At 64.3% G+C, this 19,083-nt stretch carries 16 protein-coding genes; 2 read left to right on the plus strand and 14 right to left on the minus strand.

Annotation, left to right across the window (positions count from 1 at the left end):
• Positions 1-3: 3 nt before the first annotated feature.
• The 12 genes from BH93_RS18360 to BH93_RS18415 all read right to left on the minus strand — a co-directional run bounded on the left by BH93_RS18360 (position 4) and on the right by BH93_RS18415 (position 14,390).
• On the minus strand, positions 4-993 hold the full coding sequence (locus tag BH93_RS18360; protein ID WP_037176509.1) for an NAD(P)/FAD-dependent oxidoreductase: 990 nt from the start codon (positions 991-993) through the stop codon (positions 4-6).
• Positions 990-1,304, minus strand: coding sequence for a ferredoxin (gene fdxA, locus BH93_RS18365; protein WP_037176508.1), 315 nt, complete (start codon positions 1,302-1,304; stop codon positions 990-992). Before fdxA ends, BH93_RS18360 begins: the two co-directional genes overlap by 4 nt.
• 34 nt (positions 1,305-1,338) lie before the next feature.
• Entirely contained in the window at positions 1,339-3,519 is a 2,181-nt protein-coding gene (locus tag BH93_RS18370) for a molybdopterin-containing oxidoreductase family protein (protein WP_037176505.1), read from the minus strand.
• A 119-nt stretch (positions 3,520-3,638) separates the two neighbouring features.
• Complete coding sequence (locus BH93_RS18375; protein WP_032405004.1) at positions 3,639-4,292, minus strand: MadR family response regulator transcription factor; 654 nt, start codon at positions 4,290-4,292, stop codon at positions 3,639-3,641.
• A 23-nt stretch (positions 4,293-4,315) separates the two neighbouring features.
• A complete protein-coding gene (locus BH93_RS18380) occupies positions 4,316-5,671 on the minus strand; it encodes a MadS family sensor histidine kinase (protein WP_037176504.1) in 1,356 nt (451 codons plus the stop codon).
• Positions 5,668-6,855 (minus strand): iron-containing alcohol dehydrogenase, encoded by a 1,188-nt coding sequence (locus BH93_RS18385; protein WP_052057986.1) that lies wholly within the window; start codon positions 6,853-6,855, stop codon positions 5,668-5,670. Before BH93_RS18385 ends, BH93_RS18380 begins: the two co-directional genes overlap by 4 nt.
• Positions 6,856-7,033: 178 nt before the next feature.
• Complete coding sequence (gene madC, locus BH93_RS18390) at positions 7,034-8,551, minus strand: MadC family VWA domain-containing protein (RefSeq protein WP_037176502.1); 1,518 nt, start codon at positions 8,549-8,551, stop codon at positions 7,034-7,036.
• Positions 8,548-9,585 carry a MadB family AAA-type ATPase gene (locus BH93_RS18395; RefSeq protein ID WP_037176500.1) on the minus strand — a complete coding sequence of 346 codons (1,038 nt, stop codon included), beginning with the start codon at positions 9,583-9,585 and terminating at the stop codon, positions 8,548-8,550. The genes madC and BH93_RS18395 overlap by 4 nt, the downstream gene beginning before the upstream one ends.
• Before the next feature lie 83 nt (positions 9,586-9,668).
• On the minus strand, positions 9,669-10,940 hold the full coding sequence (mdo, locus tag BH93_RS18400) for an NDMA-dependent methanol dehydrogenase (protein ID WP_032376592.1): 1,272 nt from the start codon (positions 10,938-10,940) through the stop codon (positions 9,669-9,671).
• A gap of 196 nt (positions 10,941-11,136) precedes the next feature.
• Entirely contained in the window at positions 11,137-12,321 is a 1,185-nt protein-coding gene (locus tag BH93_RS18405) for an MFS transporter (RefSeq protein WP_230594469.1), read from the minus strand.
• 123 nt (positions 12,322-12,444) lie between these two features.
• Positions 12,445-13,221, minus strand: a complete 777-nt coding sequence (locus BH93_RS18410) for a glutamate racemase (protein WP_037176498.1) — start codon at positions 13,219-13,221, stop codon at positions 12,445-12,447.
• The gene (locus BH93_RS18415; RefSeq protein ID WP_032376589.1) at positions 13,218-14,390 is read right to left on the minus strand and encodes a cystathionine gamma-synthase; all 1,173 of its coding nucleotides are present in this window, start codon (positions 14,388-14,390) and stop codon (positions 13,218-13,220) included. Before BH93_RS18415 ends, BH93_RS18410 begins: the two co-directional genes overlap by 4 nt.
• An 81-nt stretch (positions 14,391-14,471) precedes the next feature.
• Here BH93_RS18415 and BH93_RS18420 point away from each other — a divergent pair, with 81 nt between their 5' ends.
• Positions 14,472-15,644 (plus strand): acyl-CoA dehydrogenase family protein, encoded by a 1,173-nt coding sequence (locus tag BH93_RS18420; RefSeq protein WP_037176497.1) that lies wholly within the window; start codon positions 14,472-14,474, stop codon positions 15,642-15,644.
• 57 nt (positions 15,645-15,701) lie between these two features.
• Here BH93_RS18420 and BH93_RS18425 read toward each other — a convergent pair whose 3' ends face one another.
• On the minus strand, positions 15,702-16,517 hold the full coding sequence (locus BH93_RS18425) for a haloalkane dehalogenase (protein ID WP_052065652.1): 816 nt from the start codon (positions 16,515-16,517) through the stop codon (positions 15,702-15,704).
• A 60-nt stretch (positions 16,518-16,577) separates the two neighbouring features.
• The gene (locus BH93_RS18430) at positions 16,578-17,963 is read right to left on the minus strand and encodes a cystathionine beta-synthase (RefSeq protein WP_032376587.1); all 1,386 of its coding nucleotides are present in this window, start codon (positions 17,961-17,963) and stop codon (positions 16,578-16,580) included.
• Positions 17,964-18,059: 96 nt separating this feature from the next.
• On the opposite strand from BH93_RS18430, the gene BH93_RS18435 reads away from it, so the two are divergent.
• Positions 18,060-19,073 carry an SGNH/GDSL hydrolase family protein gene (locus tag BH93_RS18435; RefSeq protein ID WP_037176496.1) on the plus strand — a complete coding sequence of 338 codons (1,014 nt, stop codon included), beginning with the start codon at positions 18,060-18,062 and terminating at the stop codon, positions 19,071-19,073.
• The last annotated feature ends 10 nt before the right edge of the window (positions 19,074-19,083 follow it).

Here is a 19,083-nt window from a genome sequence, read left to right on the forward strand (position 1 = left end):
GACTCAGTGGATCGAGTCGCTCGAATGGCCCGGCACGATCGGTGCCGAACCGTCCACCAGCGGTGCTATGTGATTGATCGCGGTCGCTGCCTCGGCGAACCCGACCGCGATCAGCTTGACCTTGTCCTGATGCCCCGCAACATCACCGACGGCGAACACCCGTCGCCGGTTGGTTCGCATCGTCCGGTCGACGGCGATATCGCGCTGGTGTTTGTCCAGCCCCCATGTCCCGATCGGACCGAGCGCTGCTTTGAACCCCAATGCAGCAACAACACTCGATACTGCCAGTCGACGGCGTTCGGTTCCGGCACCGTCGACGATCGTCACCGATTCGACGGTGCCCGATCCCGCGATCTCCTCGACTTCGTACGGAGTCAGGACATCGACACTCGACCGCTCCAACAGTCCCAAGCTGTGAGCATGAGCTCGAAACTCTTTGCGGCGATGTACCAATACCACCGACTTCGCGATCGGCTCCAAACTCAGAGCCCAATCCACTGCCGAATCACCGCCCCCGACGATCATCACGTGTTCGCCGGCCAGCTCGTTCAGTCTCGGCACGAAGTAGCGGAGCCCACGATCGTGGAACTCCGATCCCGTCGGTAACGGTCTCGGCGTGAATTTCCCGATCCCCGCCGCCACCAGCACGGCCTTCCCGACCACGGTGACACCCTTGTCCGTCGTGATCCGAACGCAGTCGTCGGATTCTTCGAGCTCTGTCGCGACGTGTCCCATCAGATACGTCGGCTTCGCCTGCTCTGCTTGCTCCACCAACGCGTCGACCAAATGCTGTGCCTTGATCGCCGGGAAGCCTGCGACGTCGAAGATCTTCTTCTCCGGATACAACGCGGCCAGCTGACCACCTGGGTGCGGTAGGGCGTCGATGACGGTGACCGTCAGTCCTCGGAAACCCGCGTAGTAGGCACCGTACAGACCGGCAGGACCAGCGCCGACGATGATCAGGTCACACTCGGAAACCGTTGCACCACTCACTTCTTCGTCACTTCGTCGATGGCCCGATGATCGCGGCCGAGCGGGCCGAGGTCCTCCGCCCCTCCCGACGCGTCGGCGTCCTCGCAGAATTCGACTGCGATATCGACGAATCGCTTCTGCTCGTCCGGGATCTTGTGTTCCCAGAAGATGGCATCGTTCGGGCAGGCGGGCATGCACTTTCCGCAGTCGACGCACTCGTCGGGATTGATGTACATCATCCGAGCGCCCTCGTAGATGCAGTCGACGGGGCATTCCTCGGTACATGCCTTGTCGAGCAGGTCGATGCACGCTTCGGTAACGACGTAAGCCATGGCGAAATCCTCGTGTTCGTAGGAGTAAGGGTTGTCAGACGACGAGCGCTGCGACCTGAACGAGGGTGTCGGAGAACGTCGGAGCGTTTCCGAGATCCGCGAACACTGTCGGGTTGAGCGATGCCGGGGTCGACAGCGACAGCATGTTCTTGCGCCACGCACCCATCGCACACACCGTGACACCCACCATGACGGATTTGTCGAGCTTGGCAACGACGGTGAACTCGCCGCGATCGTTGAAGACCCGCACCACATCACCCGAGGCAATTCCCCGGTGTTCACCGTCGACAGGATTGATCAACAGCGTCGGCTCCTTCTGCACCTTTCGGTGCATGTCGAGGTTTCCGAAACTCGAATTCAAGTACGCATGCGACTTGGGCGTAAGAAGGTTCAGCGGATACTTCTCTGCCAGAACCGGATTGGTCCGTGACGACTCTCGTGGCGCGATGTAGTGCGGGAGCGGATCCACCGGCTGCCCCGGCTGGTGATCGTTCGACCCCTGACGGAACAGAGGAAGCACGAAGTTGCCGCCCGCCGCTGCCGAGGACAGGAACTCCGTTTTGCCGGACGGTGTCCGGAAGTTTCCTTCTGCGTGCGGTGCGTACTCGTCAGGTCCGGGAAGATTGAGCCGCTGCCACCCGAGCCGTTTGAGCGACTCGATCGAGATACCCTCCATTGCAGGGGCATTCCAGTCGTAGGACAGTGCGATCAGTTCCTCGTCCGTACGCGAGAACACCGGCTCGGTGAAGCCCATCGCGGCCGCCAGCCGGCGGAACAGCTCGGTGTTGGGGACTGTTTCACCGAGCGGCTCGATCGATCGATTGTTGTACGTGACGAACAGATGACCCCAGGAGAAGTTGATGTCGTCCTGTTCCAGTTGGGTCGTGGCAGGCAGGATGATGTCCGCGTAATCGGCTGTGTCGGTGATGAAATGGTCACTGACGACGGTGAACAGATCCTCGCGACCGAGCCCGTCGATCATTCGCTTCTGATCGGGACACACCACCACCGGGTTCGAGTTGTAGACCATCAGACCTTTGAGCGGAGTGTCCAGGTTCAACCCGCCGGTCAGTGCTTCGCCGAGCTGGTACAGGTTGATCACGCGAGTGCCGGGTGTCTGCAGGTCCGTCTGCAGGAATTCGGGCCAGTTCACCGGGAACGCCCACAGGGGTAGCTGGAGGATTCCGCCACCGGGCTTACGCCAGGCACCCACCAGCGACGGCAGGCACGAGATTGCCCGAACGCTCTGTCCACCACCGGCGCTTCGCTCGATCGCGACGCCGATGCGGATCACGGCCGGCTGACTCTGCGCGTATTCCCGCGCCAGGGTGTAGATGTCCTCGACCGGAATGCCCGTCTCCTCGGACGCCCATTGCGGGGTGTACTGCTGCACGCGCTCCGCCAACTCGTCGAAGCCGATGGTATGACGCTCGATGTAGTCGGCGTCGGTCAGACCCTCGTCGATGATGACGTGCATCATGGCCAGGGCGAGCGCGCCGTCGGTGCCGGGACGAATGGGTATGTACCAGCTGGCGGCTTTCGCGGTTCTGGTCTTGACCGGATCGATCACGACCACCTTGGCACCGCGCTTCTTGGCCTCGGCCACGTACGGCCAGAGGTGCAGATTGGTGCTCATGATGTTCGACGCCCAGATCAGAATGAACTTGGAGTGGACGAAGCTTTCGGGATCGACACCCGCCGTGTCGCCGACCGTCATTGCGTAGGCAGTACAGGACCCCGCGTCGCAATAAGTACGCTCGGCAACGGTCGCCCCCAGCCGGTTGAAGAACGCATCCCCCACGTTCAGGCCTTGCGTGATCCCCTGGGTGCCGAGGTAGTTGCACGGCATGATCGCCTCGGGGCCGAATTCTTCGGCGATGGAGGTGAATTTCTCGGCGATGGTGGCCACGGCCTCGTCCCACGAGATCCGCTCGAACATTCCCGAGCCCTTGGGTCCGGATCGCTTGAGCGGGTATAGAACTCGCTCGGGGCTGTAAACCTTGTCCAGGTAGTTGTCCACCTTCACACACAGGCCACCGTTGGTGTACGGGTTGGTCTTGCTCCCGCTGACACTCGTCGCCACACCGTCCTCGACGGTGACCACCATCGAGCACGAATCCGGACAGTCCTGCCCGCACGCCCCGAGGACGGTGAGCTCCTTGGGGTGGTCAGCAGCAGCGTCGTGTGGGCGCGTGTCGTCCTGAACAGTCGTCATGGGTACTCCTCGGCATGGATATCACTGATGTGTGTTATCCGTAGCCTGCACCGCCCGGACGCTCTCGACAGGACACCGAGCGCCGTCTACTTTGCTTTCTGCGCCCGAAGGCTCTGCGGTCAGATCAAGCCTTGCTTACTCGCTGCGTACACCGCCTCGGCTCGCCGGGAGACGGCGAGCTTGCGCATGATGTTGCTGACGTGAAATTTCACCGTCGTTGCCGAGATGAACAGTCGGGTTCCGATCATGTTGTTGGACAAGCCCGTCGCGAGCAGCCTGAGCACTTCGAGCTCACGCTCGGTCAGGCGCTCGATGCTGCTCGGTGTGCCGTTGAGTGATCGAACGACGGCGGAGGCACTGCGTGAATCGAAGGCGCTCTCCCCGCGCGAGACGGCACGGATCGCACGAACCAACTCGGTGGTGTCGACATCCTTGACCACGTATCCACGCGCCCCGGCGTGCACGGCCTCCACCACGAGTCGGTCGTCGAGAAATGTCGTGAGCACCAGCAGACCGATTCCGTTGTGCGCCTTCGCCAGTTGCGCGCACAGAGCAAGCCCCTCGTAGTCCGAGCTGGCGGAGAGCTTGAGGTCCATCAACACGATGTCGGGCTCGACCCGCGCGACGACGGCCAACCCCTCCTCCCGGGTGGACGCCTCCCCCACGATCGTCAGATCCGACTCGCGTTCGAGTACCGAGCGCAGCCCGTCCCGCAGAATTGCGTGGTCGTCGACCAGCACGATGCGCACCGTAGGTGCCGCCACCTGCCCCATGCCCGTGCGAACCGTCGGAACGCTCACTGTGTTTCGCCCTTCTCGGATTGGTTCTGGAACGGAATGCGCACTGCAACGCGCACACCGCCGGTTCGGGCTCGGCGGATCTCGAGGACCCCGCCGTGTTCGCGGGTGCGGGCCGCCATGTTCGCCAGTCCGCGGTGACGGCCGTCGACATCGGTGGATTCGGCCATGTGCAGCATCATGCGCAAGTGGGCCGGATCGCCGTCGCCGTCGTCGGCAATCGACAGCTGCACCTGATCGGGCGAATAGGTCAAACGCAGAATTGCTCTCGAGGCATGCGCGTGCACCGCGGTGTTGAACAATGCTTCGCCTGCAATGCGGAGCAAAGCGTGCTCGCACTCGCTGCTCAACTCGACGGGAGTTCCCTCCACACGCAGCGAGACCTGCAGTTCGTCGGGCATGTGAACCACGGAAAGCTGTTCGAGCATTTCGGGAAGCGACGTCCGATCGGCGTCCTGCGGGTGATTGAGCGCGTAGATCGCCGACCGCAGCTGATCCACAGCTCTACGAGTCAGATCCTTGGCCAGATCCAGCCTGTCACTTCGCTCTTCGGCCGAGATGTCGCTTCGACACACTTCGATCTGCATACCCGCGGACAACACGGCCTGGGTAACGCTGTCGTGCAGTTCGCGAGCGATGCGGTGGCGTTCGTCGTCGAGCACCTGATGGCGATGCGCGGCACCCAGTTGCCGTTGTGTCAGCAACAGTTCGGCATTGCGGGCTGCGAGATCTGCCGCTGTTCGATTCGCCTCGGCATAGGCACTCTCGGTGCGCTCGAGCAATTGCCGCCGACTCTGAAACAGAGCCGAATTCTGCAGGGCCACAGCAGTTTGGCTGGCAAGAATGCTCAATACCGCGGCATCGGTGGCGTCCAGCACCCGCTGCTCACCGGTCCAGGCAGCAAAGGCGCCCACGACGCCGCCGTCGAACGCGATCGGCACGAAAGCATGATGAGCAGAGATCACAGGGGTCAGCCCGTCGCCGCACGTCGACTGCCGGATCGACTCGAGACAATCGACGACGTCGTCCGGCAGCGGTGGCCCCTCGACGTTGTCCACCAGAAACGGTGTGGCGTCGGGACCGAGCACCAGTCGGCGCGGTCCGGCATCGGGGAACGCGCCGTCGGCGAGGGCGAAGACTACCCAGCGCGCACTCAGGTGCGCGCGGGCGGCCTCTGCCACCGCGCACACCAGTGTTTCCGGGCCGTCGACCGTGCGCACCAGCGCTCGTGAGATGAGCTCCAGTGCATAGACAACACGCTCCAAACGTTCTGCCGCGCCGCGATATTGGGGGTAGAACGTGTTCTTTCCCGAACGCAGTCCCGTCAGCAGCGACAGGTCGGGTCCGGACGTCACAGCGCGCTCCTGAACAGGTCGACCATTTCGCGGTGGGTGGCCGAGCGCGGATTGGTGGACATGCAGGCATCACGTAGAGCATTGGTGGCCAGCACATCCAGATCGGATTCGCTCACACCGATCTCCGCAAGACCGGTAGGAACACCGACCTGACGCGCGAGGCGGTCGACTCGGTCTGCCACGGCCATGGCGGCTTCCTCCGGCCTGGCCCTGCCCTCGGGCAATCCGAGGCTCGTGGCGATGGCCACGTACGGCAACGGATCCTCCGCGGCGTTGAAGCGGATGACGTGCGGTAGCAGCACCCCGTTGATCACTCCGTGCGGGAGGTCGAGCAGTCCTCCCACCTGATGGCTCATGGCATGCGTGGCACCGAGGATGGCGTTCGTGAATGCCAGGCCGGCTTCAAGGCTTGCCTGCGCCATGGACCCGCGCGCCGCCATGTCGGTCGGCTCGTCGATGGTGCGAGCCAACTGCGACATCACCATGGTGATGGCTCGGAGAGCATGGTGGTCGGTGAGCTGGTTGTGACCCAGCGAGACGAATGCCTCGATTCCGTGCGTCAGGGCATCCAAACCGGTTGCGGCGTTGAGCCATTCGGGCATCGTGGTCAGCAACATCGGATCGATCACGGTGATGTCAGGAACGAGGGCACGGCCGAGAATGGTGATCTTGGTCGAGCGTGCGGTATCGGTGACGATGCAGAACTGCGAGACGTCGGCCCCGGTGCCGGATGTCGTCGGCACCATCACCAGCGGCGGGATCGGCCGAGTGGCCTGATCGACCCCCTCGTAGTCCAGGATTCTGCCGCCGTTGCCCGCAAGGATGGCAATCCCCTTGGCCGCATCCATGACCGACCCGCCGCCGATGGCCACCAACACGTCGCAGCCGAAGTCTGCGTAGTAACCGTGCCCGGCCTCGATCTCGACATCTTTGGGATTGGGTGTCAGCGCACTCCAGACCTGTGGCTCGAGTCCCTGCGCAACCAGTAGGTCGACCAGCTGCCCTGCCCAGCCGCTGTCGATCAGCCCCGAGTCCGTGACGAGCATCGGCCTGACCCCGCCGAGGCGGCGCGTCGCGTGCGCGACCTCGCCCAGCGAATCCGGACCGAACACGATCTCGGGCGCATGGAACTTGAGCACTCGCGGTGTCTCTGCCCTGCTGCGCTGCGCATCGAGGTCGTGCAGCGCCTTGCCGACGTTCGCCGTAGCTGCCTGGTCCACCGTTCACACCCTCGCTGTCTTCGGTCCACACTATCCGGATCTGTGATTCAGGTTACAACCTTACGAGCGAGACGGGTGCGATCCCACCAGCACCGGGCCAGGTTCGTACCTACCCGATCGGGTAGGTACCGGTGCGATCAGGTCAGGACAGCGCATGCCCCAATTCGGCCGCCTGGGCCGTCAACTGCTCCCCGTCCCGCGCGACCACCACCCGGTCGCAGATCTGCTCGTAGTCCTCCATCGAGCACGCGGCCTGCGCCCAGTAACGGCGGGCCTCGGGAGTGATCCAGGCGATGCGGTGCACCTTGGACCGAATTTTCTCCAACGCGTCGAGTCCGGACGGCCGTCCGTTGCATCGACCGTCCCCCACGATGATCACGGCAGTGCGCTTGTTCAGCACGTCCCCATGCGCATCCAGGAGGTCGGCGAAAGTCTTGCCGTAATCGCTGCTGGCTTCGAGGTCCAGTCGGGCGTCTGCGAGCACCGCAGCCAGCGCACCGTCGCCCGTGCTACCGAGCAACGTGGTCGTCACGTCCACCGGTGCGTCCACGAAGCCCATCACCGTGCACCGGTGCGCGCGCGAATGCATGGCCTGCGCGAGTCTGAGCGTGAACGCGGTGATCGGCCGCACCGAGAGCGAAACATCAGCCAGTACGAGCAGTCTCACCTTGTCGGGTACAGGTGTTTTCGTCACCAGACGGAAGGGAATTCCGTCGGTACGCAGACTGGAACGGACGGTGCGTCGCATGTCGAGTGGGCCGCGTGAATGTTCGCGTGGTCGGGGGCGCGGAGTTCCCCGCATGTGTTTCAGAACTTCGTGACTCGCACGCTCGATCTCGGCATGCCGGCCGATCGCCTGCACCGCGCCGTCGACCGGCACCGGTGACGACATCGTCCCGGTCACATCCCCCAGCGCCGCAACGAACGCCTCGACGGCATCGGTGATCCGATCCAACATTGCCGCACTCAGCTCGCCGGAATCGCCGCCGTCACCGTAGACGCTGCTCGGATCGTAGGCGTCGAACCACGCCAGGATTCCGGCCGGATCCTCCCAGTTCAGCTGTCCTGCAACGGCTCCACTCGTGCTCGACGCCAACTCCCCGGCCGCCGTCGACCCGGAACGCTCGAGGTCCACTGTGTAGGTGACGCCCCGTCGGCCCATGTCGCCGTCGGTGTCGATGGACAGATCGTGATCCTCGGACGACAGACTGATGTCGTCGTCGTCCTTGTGGGGGTTGAAGCCCTTGTCTGCCTCGGGAGCGTCGAGCAGATCGCCGATTTCGACGGCTCGCTCGTTGTACTCGGCGTACTTCGCAGCCTCCTGGTCCGCTCCAACGTCCAGGTCCGTGGGAAGTCCGCCTGCCACTTGCGCGCCGACCGACGAACGATGCTCGTCCACAACGACTTCTGCCGCGTCCTGAAACAACGTCTCGAACGCGAGATCGAAACCATGCTGTTCATGGTCGTACTTCGCACACGTCGCGCGCAACGCCGCGCGCAGAACCGTCAGGTCACGTGCACCGAGAAGGCCGAGGACGCGTCGCACTTCGATGACCTCGGCCGGCGACGCAGCGACACCGTAGCGGCGCAGCGTCCGCCCGAACACTGCGGCGAGGACATCGAGTACCACAGATGCCGAGAATGTCCGGTGCACAGTCATCGTCGTATTCCGATGCCACCCTTGTCGCGTCCGCCGTGCCCACGAAATGCGGTCGCGGTCGTGTTGACTATCGCCCCAAGCGATGTCGGTGCGTGGGTTGTCTCCGCGATCGGTCCCGCCATCGCGATCTTCATGTCCGACGAATATTTGACCAGGGCCGCGAGCAGGTACTTGCGGGTCTCGTCGGTATGACCGAGAACCGACGCGATACGAGCCGCGTCGATCACTTCCGAGATCGACGGACTCTTGCGCAGCGGTAGTTCGCGCAGTTCGGTTGCCAAATCGACGATCTCGGCCACGATGTCGGCGGGCACCTCGGGCGCGCGAGCGGTGACGATCTCTCGTTCACGCGCAGCCGTCGGGTAATCGAGATGGAAGTGCAGGCAGCGTCGCTTGAGCGCCGAGGACAGCTCACGAGTGTCGTTGGAGGTCAATATCACCCACGGATCGCTGCGTGCGGTGAAGGTGCCGACCTCGGGAATGGTCACCTGCTTCTCGGCGAGCACTTCGAGCAGCAGTGCCTCCATGGACTCCTCGGTGCGATCGACCTCGTCGACGAGCAGAACCACCGGCTCCTCGGACAGCACCGATTCCAGCAGGGGACGCACCGACAGGAACGGTTCGGAGTACAAACCGAAGTCTCTGGCCGCAAGCATCTTCGAGGCGTCGTCGATGTCGGTGACGTGTTGGGTGAGCGCGCCGATGTGCTCGCGCAGCATCTGCACGTGCAGCAGTTGCTTGGCGTAGTCCCACTCGTACAGGGCTCGGTTGTCGTCGAGACCCTCGTAACACTGCAGGCGCACGAGCTTGCGGCCACTGGCCGCAGCAAGGGATTTGGCAAGCTCCGTCTTGCCGACGCCCGCAGGGCCTTCGAGCAGCAGCGGGCGATCGAGCGCTGTCGCAAGATGCACCACGGTGGCGAGGTCGTCGTCGGCGATGTAGTCCTGCTCCCCGAGCGCGCGCTGCAGATCGGCGGCGTCGGTGAATCGAACGGTGCCGGTGTCGTCGCTACGCACTGTCGACAGTGAGGTCATGTGTGTCCCTTCGGAAGGCGGCTGCGCCGCATGTGAGCGGAACTTCGTACCCTGCTACGAAGTCCCGCTCACATGGGTGGCGGTTAGTACGACTCGTTGATCGCGTGCGAGACGACGGGGATCATCGATTCGACGGTGACCTCACGGGGGTTGCCCGGGGTGCACCAGTCTTCCTGGATGTGCTCGGAGATCTTCAGAACCGACTTCTCGTCGCCCTTGATCACGTCGCCCTTGCCGGCGTACTTGCCGGTGTTCATCCGGTTCTTGTCGTAGGTCGCCGAGCGAATCGATCCGAAGTTGTCGGGAATGCCGACGTCCTTGGCGAGGCGGATGGCGGCTTCGACGGCAGCGTCGGCAGCCTGAACGGTGGTCATGTTCTTGGTGTCGACGCCCATGGCCACGGCGATCTCCGCATAGCGCTCGTAGCGTGAGGGCAGGTTGTACTCCCACACACGCGGCAGAGCGATGGCATTGTTCAGGCCGTGAGCGCTGTCGTAGAACGCACTGATCGCGTGCGAGATCGAGTGAATGACACCGAGTCCGCCGGAGTTGAATGCCTGCGTGGCGATGTACTGGGCATTCATCATGCCCTCGCGAGCCTTCAGATTGCCCGGGTCGTACACGGCCTCGCGGAGGTGCTTGGACACCAATCCGATCGAGTAGATCGCGTTACCCAGCGACGGCGCGAAATCGAGACGCGAGACGTACGGCTCGGCACCGTGGGCGAGGACGTCGAAGCCACAGAACGCGGTCCACTGCTGGGGGCAGGTGTAGTAGAGCAGCGGATCGTCCAGTGCCAGAGTCGGTGTCGACGCCTCGTCGAAGGCGAGCCACTTGTGCGGCTTCTCCATGTCCGAGGTGTCGGTGATCACGTAGGCCCAAGATGTCTCCGAACCCGTTCCGGCAGTGGTCGATACGGCGATGTGCGGCGGGTTCTGCTTGTTCGTGGACTTGGAGAATCCCTCGAACTCGTTGATGTTGCGGCCGTCGTGGGCGACCACGACGCGGATGCCCTTGGCTGCGTCGTGGCTCGAGCCACCACCGACGGAGATGACGCTGTCGCACTTCTCCTTCTGATAGAGCGCGGCGCCGTCCATGACGTTGTAGTCCTTGGGGTTCGACTCGACCTTGTCGTAGAGAACCACCTCGACGCCCTGGTACTCGATCTTGCCGATCAGTTCCTCGATGATGCCCGATCCGCGCAGACCGGTCGTGACGAGCAGCGAGCGCTTGAACCCGAGTTCCTTGGCCTCGACACCGATCATGTCGTGGGCACCGACTCCCAGCTTGGCGCGCGGCAGCGGGTGAAACTCCTTGATGGGAAATTCCCAGATCTGATTGAGCTCGATAACCATCGGTGTCTCCTCGGTGAGTGTGAGTCGAAGACGCCTTCCTCTGTGATCGGCGTCTCACTGGTGATCACACTGACTGCCCGGCACCGCGATGGGAACACCCAGCCGGGCGAACTCTGCCAACGACGCACCGAACTACCCGATCGGGCAGGGCTCCTCGCTCATCCTCGGTAGGGGCCACTCGACCGAGATTGCTGCACTAGCGATCTCGACGCTGAGCCATGGAAAAGCCGAGAACCGAGATCAGCGCGAGCGTGATGACGAATCCTCCGTACAGTTCCACCGTCGTGCTCAGACCGAGGCGGTGCACCGCCAGCCCGGCGACCACTGCGGGCACGCTGAACGCGAGGTAGCTGATGACGAACGTCGTGGCGAACACTCCGCCTCGCTCCGCAGCGGGGACGAGCGCACCGAGCGTGCGCATCGCGCCGAGAAAAGTTGCTCCCCAACCCGACCCGGCGATCACAGCACCGACGAAGTACAGCCCGATCGAGCCGATCTCGACCGAGACCAAGGTCAGCGCCACACCGATTGCGAGCACAGTGGCGCCGATCATCATCACCCTGCGAGGAAATCCGTTGCGCACCACGGCAGCTGCTATCGAACCCGAACCGAACAGCGCGAAGATCTCCAACCCGCCCACGATGTGGTTGTCGACACCGAAGACAGTTCCGATGATCGAAGGACCGAGCGATAGGTGAAACCCGCCCAGTGACCAGGTGGCGAACAGAGCCGGCGCTATCAGAAGAAACGGTGCCCGCACGGACTTCGGAATCGACGCTCGCGGCAGCAGCGTCGACGCGAGGTGGCGTCGAGAATCGAAGCCGCGCATCGCCGACGTCTCCGGCACGAACAGCAGCGCCACCGCGAGGACGAGCGCCGCGCCGACCAACAGAGCGAACACGAGGATCTCCGGTGCCGGTGCCAACTGCACCAGCAACCCGGCACCGAGTGCCCCGCCCGCCAACCCGAGAGAGGGCGCGATGCTGTTGAGCAACGGCCCGGTGGATACGTTCGGCTGCAGATCGATGACCGCTGCGCTCATCGCACCCGTGGCCGCGCCTGCAGCAATTCCCTGTACGACGCGAGCCGCGATGAGGAGCGGCACACTGTCGGCGACGATGAACAGCACCAGGCTGACGATCAGCAACAGCAGCGACGCGATCAGAATCGGCTTGCGCCCGATGTGGTCCGACAGACTACCGACGGTGAGCAACGTGAGCAGCAGAGCAAGTGCATACACGGCGAAGATGACCGTGAGCGTGATCGCGCTGAATCCCCAGGCCTGCTGGTAGACCGGATACAACGGGGACGGTGCTGCGGAGGACGCCATCAGCACGATGAAGGCGACACCGACCACCCAGAAGGCGTACCGGTGCGGCATCCTCACCGCAGTCCTTCCGGTACTACTCCGCACGTCCACGTCGACCATGTGTTGTCCCTCCACTGCAGCGACCGTTACCTCAGTGAAGGACAACGCGTTGGAAGGTCTTACATTCCCGACGACTCAGAATCGGTGCACTCCTGCGCTGTCGAGCAGCAGCTGTCCCTCGCGATAACGCTGCGCGCTCGCAGGCAGTTCGCCCTCGACTCCACTGAGCCACACCGATACGCGACCGGTTCCGGAAACAGCCGAACCGACCTCGTCGACGCGTCGAACCGTCTGGTTGGCAACGGCCTCGGCGCTGTCGAACATCGTCACCTGAGTGGGGAGCTTCGCCACGATCTCGCCGAGTACCAGCGGATAGTGCGTGCACCCCATCACGATGGACTCGACGTCGTCGGGAGTGGACGCCATTGCAGCGGTGATCGCTGCGCTGATGCCAGTCGCGTCTCCGCGGTCGATCGCATCGGCAAGACCATGGCAGGCCACACTCGTCACCGTCCGATGCGACGCGAATTCCTCGATCAAGCGCGCTTGATACGCACTTGCCGTCGTCGCTGCCGTCGCCCAGATCGCGATCCGATCACTCACCGCCGCAGCGGGTTTGATCGCCGGCACGGTCCCCACCACCGGCACGGAATCGCCCAGCGCGGCCCGCACGTGGCTCAGCGCCGTCACACTGGCGGTGTTGCACGGGAGCACCACCACCTCGGCACCGAGGTCGACGGCATGCTGCGCGGTACCGACCACCCGGTCGATGACCCACCGGTCCGGCTTGGGGCCCCACGGAGCGTTGTCGGGGTCCATCATCAGCACCAGATCGAGCTCGGGACGCAGACTGCGCAGCCGCGCAGCCGTCGGGACCATTCCCAGGCCCGAGTCGATCAGTGCGACGATCATGCCAGCGCTTGCTCGACGTCACCGACCAGATCGGCGCCGTCCTCGATACCGACCGACAGCCGCACCAGGTCGTCGGGAACTTCGAGCAACGAACCGGCAGTCGACGCGTGGGTCATGGCGCCGGGATGTTCGATCAACGATTCGACGCCGCCGAGAGACTCTGCGAGAGTGAAGATTTCGGTCTTGGCGCAGAAGTCGAGTGCCGCCTGCTTGCCGCCCGCCAGGCGAACCGAGACCATGCCGCCGAAGCGTCGCATCTGCTTCGCGGCGACCGCGTGAGACGGGTGCGATTCGAGTCCGGGGTAGATCACCTGCGAGATGGCCGGGTGCCCGTCGAGGAATTCGACGATCTTCTCGGCGTTGTCGCTGTGCCGTTCCATCCGCAGCGCGAGGGTCTTGATGCCGCGCAAGGTCAGGAACGCGTCGAACGGCCCCGGAACTCCGCCCGCTCCGTTCTGCAGGAACGCGAACGCCGTATCGAGTTCTTCGCTGTCGGTCACCAATGCGCCACCGACGACATCGGAGTGTCCGCCGATGTACTTGGTGGTCGAGTGCAGCACCACGTCGGCACCGAGACTCAGAGGCTGCTGCAGGTACGGCGACGCGAAGGTGTTGTCGACGACGAGCTTGGCCCCACCCTCGTGCGCGACGCCCGACAGCGCCTCGATATCGCCGACGTTGAGCAACGGGTTGGTGGGCGTCTCCACCCAGACGAGCTTGGTGTTCGGACGCATCGCTGCGCGCACCTCGTCGACGTCCGACACCGCGGCCACCGAGTACTCGATGCCCCACTGGGTGAACACCTTGTCGATCAATCGGTACGTGCCGCCGTAGGCGTCGTTGGGGATGACGAGATGGTCGCCGGGACGCAGCGCCGAGCGAAGCAGGCAGTCCGTGGCCGCCATGCCCGAGGAGAACGCCCGACCGTAGGTGCCGGACTCGATGGCCGCGAGATTGGCTTCGAGCGGACGACGCGTCGGGTTGCCGGTGCGCGCGTACTCGAATCCGCTGCGCATGCCGCCGACGCCGTCCTGGGCGAAGGTGGAGCTGGCGTAGATCGGCACGTTCACTGCGCCGGTCAGCGGATCCGGCTCGTAGCCTGCGTGGACCGCCTTGGTGGAAAAGCCCTGCCAGGAGGTGTTGTCTGCCTTGCTGCGCTGCTCACTCATGGCCTCCACCCTAATCGGCCTGCGTCGCCCGGCGGGGGCGTGGGTAACCTGCGAAGACAACCCCCAGCGGAAAGAGGCACCGTGGCCAACTCCCAGAGCGTCGACGAACTGTTCGCGATCGATTCACTCCTCGACGACGAGGAACGCCAGATCCGGGACACCGTCCGCAAGTTCGGCAACGAGCGCATCCGTCCGCACATCGCCGACTGGTTCGACGAGGGCACGGTGCCGGCGCGAGAACTCGCCAAGGAACTGGGCTCGCTCGGCCTGCTCGGCATGCACCTCGAGGGCTACGGCTGCGCCGGAACGTCCGCGACGGCATACGGCCTGGCCTGCCTCGAACTCGAAGCCATCGACTCCGGCATCCGTTCGCTGGTTTCGGTGCAGGGCTCGCTGGCGATGTTCGCGATCTGGAAGTACGGCTCCGAGGAGCAGAAGCAGCAGTGGCTCCCGGGAATGGCCGAGGGTTCGCTGATCGGCTGTTTCGGTCTCACCGAAGCCGATTTCGGATCGAACCCCGGCGGCATGCTCACCCGCGCCAAGCGCGACGGTGACGACTGGATCCTCAACGGCAGCAAGATGTGGATCACCAACGGACCGGTCGCCGACGTCGCCGTCGTATGGGCGCAGACCGACGACAAGATCCGTGGTTTCGTCGTACCGACCGACACACCGGGATTCACCGCGAACACGGTCAAGAAGAAGCTCTCGCTGCGTGCCTCGATCACCGGCGAGTTGGTTTTCGACGACGTACGACTGCCCGCCGACGCGATGCTGCCCGAGGCCCGCGGCCTGAGCGGACCGTTGAGCTGCCTCAACGAGGCCCGCTTCGGCATCGTCTTCGGCGCGATGGGCGCGGCTCGGGACTGCATCGAATCGGCCATCGAGTACTCGAAGACCCGCGCAGTGTTCGACAAGCCCCTCGCCGGATATCAGATCACTCAGGCCAAGCTCGCGAACATGGCCCTCGAACTCGGTAAGGGACAGCTACTCGCGCTGCACCTGGGCCGGCTCAAGGACAAGGGCGAACTGCCGGGCGAGCGGGTGTCTCTCGGCAAGCTCAACAACGTGCGTGAGGCCATCAAGATTGCTCGCGAATGCCGAACAATCCTGGGGGCCAACGGAATCACGCTCGAATACCCGGTGCTCCGTCACGCCAACAATCTCGAGTCCGTCCTCACCTACGAGGGCACGTCCGAGGTACATCAACTGGTGATCGGGCAGGCGCTGACCGGCTCGAGCGCGGTGCGGTAGAGGCTCTGGGTCGTGCGCGTTTTGCGTACCTCAGGGTACGCAAAACGCGCACGAGGACTAGGTGCCCAGCCAGCCCAGTAGAGCGTCGGCTATTGCGGCGGGTTGATCCTCCGGGAGGAAATGCGTGCCGCTACCGACGTCGCCGATCGTCATCGCACGTCCGTGGGTACGGCACCACTCGACTTCGGTGTTCCCGATAACCGCACCCGGACTCCCGTGCATGAGCAAGGTCGGCATCGTCGCGTCCGCGAACACCTGTTGATTGCTCGTCACGATCGATACGACATCCGACGGCTCCCCAGCGATCGGAATTTCACGTGCCCACTCCAGCATCGGTGCGCGCGAGGCAGGATTCACGAACGGACGACGGTAGGCATCCATTTCGTCGGGACTCAGCGTCCTCAGAATTCCTGATGGGAGCACCGCCTCGATGAAAACGTTGTCCTCGAACACCATTCGCTCACCCACACCGGTGGTGCGCAACGCCGAGAACAGCTCTCTTGCGCCGTCGTCCATGTCGTCCCACCTATCGATGGGATGAATATGACCCTCCATCACCGCTACCCCGTACACACGGTCCGGGTCCGCGCGGGCGAGAGCGAGGGCGATGACCGCGCCCCAGTCGTGGCCGACGAGAATGACGTCGGACAGACCAAGCTCGGCGATGAATTCGCCGACATGGGCAATGTGGTCGACCAGACGGTAGCCGGACGACGATGCACCGGAACGACCCATTCCGACGAGGTCGACGGCGATGCAGCGATAACCGGAACGTGCAACGACATCGGTCACATGACGCCAGAGATACGACGATGTCGGGTTACCGTGCAAAAACACCATCGCCGGACCGTCTCCGGATTCGACGTAGTGCATTCGGCTTCGTCCTTGTGCGCGTTTTTGCGTACTTCAGGGCACGCAAAACGCGCACGAGGACTAGGCTCCCTTGCTGAGGAATCCGAGCAGGTCGTGGCGAGTGATGACGCCGACTGGCTTGCCTTCTTCGACGACCATCAGCGCATCGGATTCGCCGAGTGCCTTGGTGGCGTCGGAGACGGTTTCGCCCGCACCGATCAGTGGGAACGGCTCGCTCATGTGCTTGGCGACCGGGTCGGCCAACGCTGCGCGACCCTCGAACACGGCGCTGAGCAGATCCCGCTCGGTGACGCTGCCGGCAACCTCGCCTGCCATGACGGGTGGCTCGGCTCCGACGACCGGCATCTGGGAGACGCCGTACTCGCGCAGGATCTCGATGGCGTCACGCACGGTCTCGGACGGGTGAGTGTGCACCAGATCCGGCAGGGCACCGGACTTGCCGCGCAGCACTGCGCCGACGGAGGTCTCCTCGGTTGTGCCGTCCAGACGCGAACGCAGGAATCCGTACGACGACATCCACGAGTCGTTGAAGATCTTTGCCAGGTAGCCGCGTCCGCCGTCGGGCAGCAGCACGACGACCAACGCGTCGGGACCTTCGCGCTCGGCAACCTGGATCGCAGCCACGGCAGCCATGCCGCACGAGCCGCCGACCAACAGGCCTTCCTCGCGGGCGAGGCGACGGGTCATGTCGAAGGAGTCGGCGTCGGAGACGGCGATGATCTCGTCGGGAATGGACGGGTCGTAGGCGGTCGGCCAGAAGTCCTCACCGACACCTTCGACCAGGTACGGGCGTCCCGTGCCGCCGGAGTAGACCGACCCCTCGGGGTCGACGCCGATGACCTTGACCTTGCCGCCGGAGACCTCCTTGAGGTACTTGCCGGTGCCGGAGATGGTGCCGCCGGTGCCGACGCCTGCGACGAAGTGAGTGATCTTTCCGTCGGTGTCGGCCCAGATCTCGGGGCCGGTGGTCTCGTAGTGGCTGGCCGGTCCGGCCGGGTTGGAGTACTGGTTGGGCTTCCAGGCTCCCTCGATCTCGCGAACGAGTCGATCGGAGACGCTGTAGTAGCTGTTGGGGTCCTCGGGTGCGACGGCCGTCGGGCAGACGACGACCTCGGCTCCGTAGGCGCGCAGCACGTTGCGCTTGTCCTCGCCGACCTTGTCGGGGCACACGAACACACACTTGTAACCGCGCTGCTGTGCGACGAGCGCTAGACCGACGCCGGTGTTGCCGGACGTGGGTTCGACGATGGTGCCGCCGGGCTTCAGTTCGCCGGACGCCTCGGCCGCGTCGATCATCTTCACGGCGATGCGGTCCTTGGACGAACCACCCGGGTTGAGGTACTCGATCTTGGCCGCGACCGTGCCTGCACCGTCGCCGATGACGGTGGACAACTTCACCAACGGGGTGTTGCCGATGAGTTCGGTGATGTGCTGAGCGATGCGCATTGCACCATCTTCCCAGATGCAGGTATTCGACTCTCGGCCACTGCCGTCGACGCCCGCCTACGATGGTGTCGACGGCGCGACGAGAGGGATCGATCTGTGACGGCGAGCGGATGGCGCACCGCTGCGAAAGCGAGCGCCGCGACGGTACTTGCGGGCTCTGGAGCAGGGACTGCGTCCTGGGCCGCCTACCGACATCTCATGGGACAGGCCGCTGCGGCGCGCGGCGTCATCGGGCGTACCACCGCCAAGCCACCGGAGGCCGACGGCGTCTACACGGCGGGCTGCGCAGCCCCCGAACGGTGGCGATTGGGAAGTTCAGCAGATATTCATCTGATGATCTTCGGCGACTCCACGGCCGCGGGCGTCGGCTGTGTCGTTGCCGACGAAGTCCCGGGCGTTCTGCTCGCCCGCGGCCTGGCCGAGGAGACAGGTCAGCGAATCCGCTTGAGTACCAAAGCAATTGCCGGTGCCACCTCGAAGGGCCTCGAAGGCCAGGTCGATGCGATGTTCGTCGCGGGTCCGCCGCCCGATGCGGCGGTCATCTTCGTCGGCGCGAACGACGTCACCAAGAAGTTCTCCATTCCCGCATCGGCGGCCAGACTGGGCGACGCGGTCGAGCGGTTGACGGCCAAGGGCTGTGTGGTCGCCGTGGGGACGTGCCCGGATCTCGGTGTCGTGACTGCCATTCCGCAGCCGCTGCGCACCGTCGTCCGCAATTGGGGTCGACGCCTGGCGCATGCTCAGACGGCCAGGACGCTCAGCGCGGGCGGACATCCGGTGGCTCTGGCGGACCTGCTCTCCCCCGAGTTTCTCGCGGCCCCCGACACCATGTTCTCGGCGGACCGCTTTCACCCGTCGGCCGCGGGCTACGAACTCGCCGCCCAACAGATTCTGCCGGTACTCGCGTCGGCGTTGGGCGTATGGCACGGCGGTCCGCTGCCCGAGCTACCGACGGTCTCTGCGGCCGCCGAATCACGCAAGGCCATCCCCCGCGCCACTGCCGCACTCGACCGCTTCCTGCGCAGGAGAACCGCCGAGCTCGACGCCGAGATCAGCACTGCGTCGGAGGATCTCGTACGTCGTGGCGGCGGCGGTCGAGCGGGGTTGTAAGTTCGGTCAG

Origin of the sequence: Rhodococcoides fascians A25f (assembly GCF_000760935.2) — a bacterium.
Taxonomy (GTDB): Bacteria; Actinomycetota; Actinomycetes; order Mycobacteriales; family Mycobacteriaceae; genus Rhodococcoides.